The sequence below is a fragment of the Arcticibacter svalbardensis MN12-7 genome (genome assembly GCF_000403135.1).
Taxonomy (GTDB): domain Bacteria; phylum Bacteroidota; class Bacteroidia; order Sphingobacteriales; family Sphingobacteriaceae; genus Arcticibacter; species Arcticibacter svalbardensis.
The window spans coordinates 1-4,933 of the sequence record NZ_AQPN01000007.1; the positions used below are offsets into that span (position 1 = coordinate 1).

The 4,933-nt window shown below is 40.7% G+C and carries 3 protein-coding genes; all 3 read right to left on the reverse strand.

The genetic code is table 11. From position 1 onward, the window contains the following. Positions 1-76: 76 nt before the first annotated feature. Positions 77-2,662, reverse strand: a complete 2,586-nt coding sequence (locus ADIARSV_RS00800; RefSeq protein ID WP_016193432.1) for a DUF4961 domain-containing protein — start codon at positions 2,660-2,662, stop codon at positions 77-79. A 51-nt stretch (positions 2,663-2,713) separates the two neighbouring features. Then, positions 2,714-4,069 (reverse strand): MFS transporter, encoded by a 1,356-nt coding sequence (locus ADIARSV_RS00805; protein WP_016193433.1) that lies wholly within the window; start codon positions 4,067-4,069, stop codon positions 2,714-2,716. A 152-nt stretch (positions 4,070-4,221) separates the two neighbouring features. Beyond that, a partial coding sequence (locus ADIARSV_RS00810) for an alpha-amylase family glycosyl hydrolase (RefSeq protein ID WP_040298642.1) occupies positions 4,222-4,933 on the reverse strand: 712 nt, incomplete at its 5' end.

A 4,933-nucleotide genomic window follows, 5' to 3' on the forward strand; every position in this document is an offset into this window, starting at 1 on the left:
AATTCTCTATTCGGGAATTGTCGTTTTTTATTAGCATGACATGAGATTACAAGCAGTTCATGTAGTTACGCAAACCTTATTTCAGAGGACTACTACTGTAAACATGATATTCTCCTGGCGCAAGAGTTGTAGAATATGTTGTTCCTGAAACATCAATAGTCGCACCTGTAAAGTAGTCATACCAGGTTCCGCTAGCAGGGAAAGTCACATCCATTGACTTAGCCACTACATCGAAATTACCGGTTACCACTACATTTACGGTCGAACTTTTTAATACGATATATTTGATTGAGCCAATCAAATTGTATTGAAAATCGGTCGTAGCAAACACCGCATTATTTTTCCTCAGGTTAATCAGTTTGGAATATATGTTATAAAGCGCCTTCCGATTGGCATTAGCAGAGTAGTCCCAAAGAATAGGTTTTTCTCCTGTACGACCATTCTGATCTATGGAAACATCATATCCAAGTTCTCCGAATTGCCAGATCATCTTAGGGCCTGGTACTGCAAAGAAGAATGCAGCGACCAATGCCTGACGTTTAAGCGCAGTTTCCAGCGTTTTAATATTGTATGTTCCCGCGGAATTTCCATATTGCAGGTTCTTATACATCAATCTTTCTTCATCATGGCTCTCCATATAAGTGACCAATTTATCAGATTGGGTAAAACCATGTTTGTCATAAAAAGCTCTGGAAAAGTCTGAATTAGCTACATATCCCATACTGGCCTCATTAAAGGTGGCATTGAGGTTATTCCATAACATCATGCCATTGTCACTCAGCTCTTTTTCTTCTGTATCGGCAGCGAAATGCTCCAGTATCACATAGAAATTAGGGTCGATGGATTTCATGTACGTATTATATTCCTTCCAGATTTGAATGCGACTGGCATCATAAGCACCCCAGGTACTTACCGCAGCATCTGTTGTTCCCGAATTCTTTTGAGTGAAACCCTTCGACAGATCGAAGCGAAAACCATCTATTTTATATTGCTGCATCCAAAACTTGACTACATTCTTGACAAAGTACTTGGTCGCCAGACTTTCATGATTAAAATCATAACCTACGTTGTAAGGATGCATGGGATCGGTATTAAACCAGGGATTGTCAGCAGTAGGTTTACCAGTTGCCTGATCAAAATAGAGCTGTACCATAGGAGACTGTCCAAAGGAGTGGTTCAATACCATATCCATAATCACAGCGATCCCCCGGGTATGACATTCATCAATCATCTGTTGAAGAGCAATTTTTGTTCCGTAATACTTATCAGGAGCAAAATAGAAGGAAGGATTATATCCCCAGCTGGAGTTACCTTCAAACTCTTCAATAGGCATCAGTTCAATGGCACTCACTCCTAGTCTTGTGAGATAGTTTAGCGTATCTTTTAATGTCGAGTAGTTATGAGTACCTAAAAAATCACGCAGGTGTAACTCATAGATCAACAAATTCTTAGGCTCAGGCCTTACAAAACTGGCATTTTTCCAGTTATACGTAGGTTGATTACCCTGCATAATACTCACAATACCACTTGTCTTTCCTGTTGGATATGCTTTCAGTGAAGGATATATTGTGGAAGGGATGGAAGAATCATTAGAAGGATCCAGTACTTTCTCACTATAAGGGTCCGCAATTTTCAACGTTCCGTCTACCCAATACTGATAAGTGTACTCTTTATCCGGATCCAGATTATCCAACTGTACCCACCAATGGGTTCCATCGGGTGTACGTTTCATAAAATTGGCAGGGGTAGCTTTCCAGTCGTCTAATTCTCCTATGACATACACGAATTGTTTTCCTGGTGCATATAAATTGAAGATAGCGGATGTGCCATTATTGATATAGGTTACTCCGTCTTTAGCATTTGCAGGTAAGTCCGCTACCTCAACAGTGCCATTCAATGTAAAAGTAAAGGAAGTTTCTGCCGTTACTCCGGCACTAGTAGCAACTACCCGAACGATTTGTGAACCAACTGTCGTTAATTTTACATTTGCAGTGATTGAACTGGCATTAGCAGCAGTCCCAATACTAGCCCCATTCAGATAAAGAGTTAAGTCAGCAGCCTTGGAAGCTATTGCAGAGATATTCAATTCCTGACCGACAACCTGAACTTGTATGGCTGGTGCAGGTGTATATAAAGGTTCAAATTCAGGATCAATAAACCGAACGTCTAACTTTCCAGACTCTGTAATAGGCAGATAGATATCGCTGTTATCTTTATTTCTGGCCACCAAGGTTCCATCCGCATTGCGGAAAACCATAGCGACCTTTTGAATCTTTTCTCCCGCAGGTACGTTGAAGAAGGCTCTTGGGCTAATCGTTATTTCATAAATCCCATTTCCCATAGGAGTTAAAACAGAAGCAGGATCGGGTACATTAAACGAACTACTTTTAGTATACTTCCAGTCGCTTGCCCCAGTACTCTTATCAGTAATTACACCAGCGTGCATATATACATTACCGGAGATACCTTTAAGTCCTTGATTTCCTCTGGAAGCATCAAAGGTAATGGTCAACGGATCATCCCCGGTAGGGAATGAAGGTGACCAGGTTATCAAACCTGCAGAGGCTTCAACAACCGGAATTTCTGTATCATTCATGTCTTTCTTACGGCAACCAGTACTAATAATTAAGGGGAGCAATAGTACTAAATATATACTTTTCATAGTAGGTTTTTAAACAACATAATGAACCAGGTTTAATACCAATGAAGGACCTTAACCCTGGTTGTCCCGAACATTTAATACAGAAACTGCTGCTGCAAGCATTAAAACACCTGCCATAACAAGAGCAAAGATGGCTTGTCCGCCGAAAAGCTGTTTAACGATCATTCCTCCGAAGAGACCATTTACAATTTGTGGGAAGGTAATAAAGAAGTTAAAAATACCCATGTAAACGCCCATCTTCCGTACAGGAATAGAACTTGATAAAATAGCATAAGGCATAGCCAGAATACTACCCCAGGCCAGACCAATACCAATCATAGAGAAGATAAGAATTTGAGGATCAGAGATAAAATAGATGGAAAGCAGACCTATCCCTCCAGCACATAATGAAAAGGCATGTGCTATTTTCCGACTCGTCATACGCGCTATTGAAGGAAGACACAATGCATAAATGGCGGATACTCCGTTATAGATCCCAAACAGGATCCCTACCCAATTTGCTGCATCGGCATAGCGGGAAGAAGTAGTATCTCCAGGAAGGACATTGTAAACATGTTGCGCAATAGCAGGAGTGGAAAATACCCACATGGAAAATAAAGCAAACCAGGAGAAGAACTGAACCAGTCCTAATTGTTTCATCGTGGTAGGCATATTAGAGAAATCAGTAAAGATACTCATGATTCCTTTTTGCTCGCCTACTTCGGGTTCGCTTTCCTGAAAACGTGCACGTTCTTCCGGAGAATATTCTTTTGTAGTAACCACCGTCCACACTAATGAAAGTAACAGGACAGCTGCTCCTACGTAAAAGGAATAAATGACATTATTGGGAATTACACCAACTGGAGCAATTTTCGAAACACCCAGATATTCCGAGAACACATAAGGGAGCCATGAACCAATAACGGCACCTGCGCCAATTAAGAAGGTTTGTACGGAGAACCCAACACTATGCTGATCGTTGGGCAGGTTATCGGCCACTAAAGCCCTGAAGGGCTCCATTGCCACATTAAAAGAGGCATCCATGATCATCAACATCCCTGCCCCTACTAAAATTGGCGGCAATAAATAAGCCAACATAGCCGAATTCGGCATAAAGATCAATGCAAGCGCTGCAAGCACTGCTCCGGTTAGAAAATAAGGTCTGCGCCTACCTAACCTGTTCCACGTACGATCGCTGTAATGGCCAATGATCGGCTGAATAATCATCCCAGTAATAGGTGCTGCCAGCCAAAAAAGTGATAGATGTTCTACATCGGCACCAAAGGTTTGCAGTATTCTGGAAGCATTCCCATTTTGCAATGCAAAACCAAATTGGATTCCAAAGAAGCCGAAGCTCATATTGAATATTTGCAGAAAAGAAAGCTTTGGCTTAGCCAAAAGTTTCAATTTATCAATTACTGGGTTCATATTTTAGGTTTTTTATGGTTTTAGAATCGGAACATCTTTGCTTGCAGAGTTATCAACTATTTTCATGTCCTTTCTTTATTACTTGTTTAAAATCGGAATATCTTTGCTTGCAGAGTTATCAACAGTTTTACCGTCCTTTCTCTATTACTTGTTTAAAATCGGAATATCTTTGCTTGCACAGGTCCTAGTTTGATCTGAATCCCTTGTTTTAAAGAATTAACAGTGCTAATCTCACCACTTAACATATCGGTTAGTTTAACTTGATCATTGGCCAGATCTTTACTTATCAAATCCGGTAGCTGAATAGTAGTTTCCAAACTCTTTTCACGGTCAAAATTGGCAATAACCAGTACCCGTTCATTCTTAGTGTAACGGATATAAGCATACATCCGGTTATTAAACCCAGACTGGTTCTTCAATTCATAAAACTTACCCTGACTAATGGCTTCACTCTTCGTGCAAACATGAAAAAGATTGGCATAAAAGCTCCTAAGTTGTTTTTGCTTTTCAGATAACAGCGCACCATCAAAAGCACCACCATTCATCCATTTCTGATGCTCTGGAACACCCCAATAATCAAAGATACTGGTACGGCTGTCTTCTCCTCCAAAGCCCTCGTTTCCACGTCCGGGCTCTCCTACTTCCTGTCCGGAATAAATCATCAAAGGTCCACCGGATAATGTTGCCGATACAATCATAGCAGGTAATGCATAAGCCGGGTCGTTTGCAAAGCCTTCAGACGCAATCCGTTCTTCATCGTGGTTTTCCAAAAAGCGAAGCATATGATCAGAAAAGTCTTTACTTTCTTCATTGGCCACATAACTGATATCTTTCACGTTAGCTTCTGATTCGTTTTTTATTAAC

Bases quoted from the DNA above. Each gene is read 5' to 3' on its own strand.
- ADIARSV_RS00805 (WP_016193433.1), bottom strand. From the start codon at position 4,069: ATGAACCCAGTAATTGATAAATTGAAACTTTTGGCTAAGCCAAAGCTT.
- ADIARSV_RS00800 (WP_016193432.1), bottom strand. From the start codon at position 2,662: ATGAAAAGTATATATTTAGTACTATTGCTCCCCTTAATTATTAGTACT.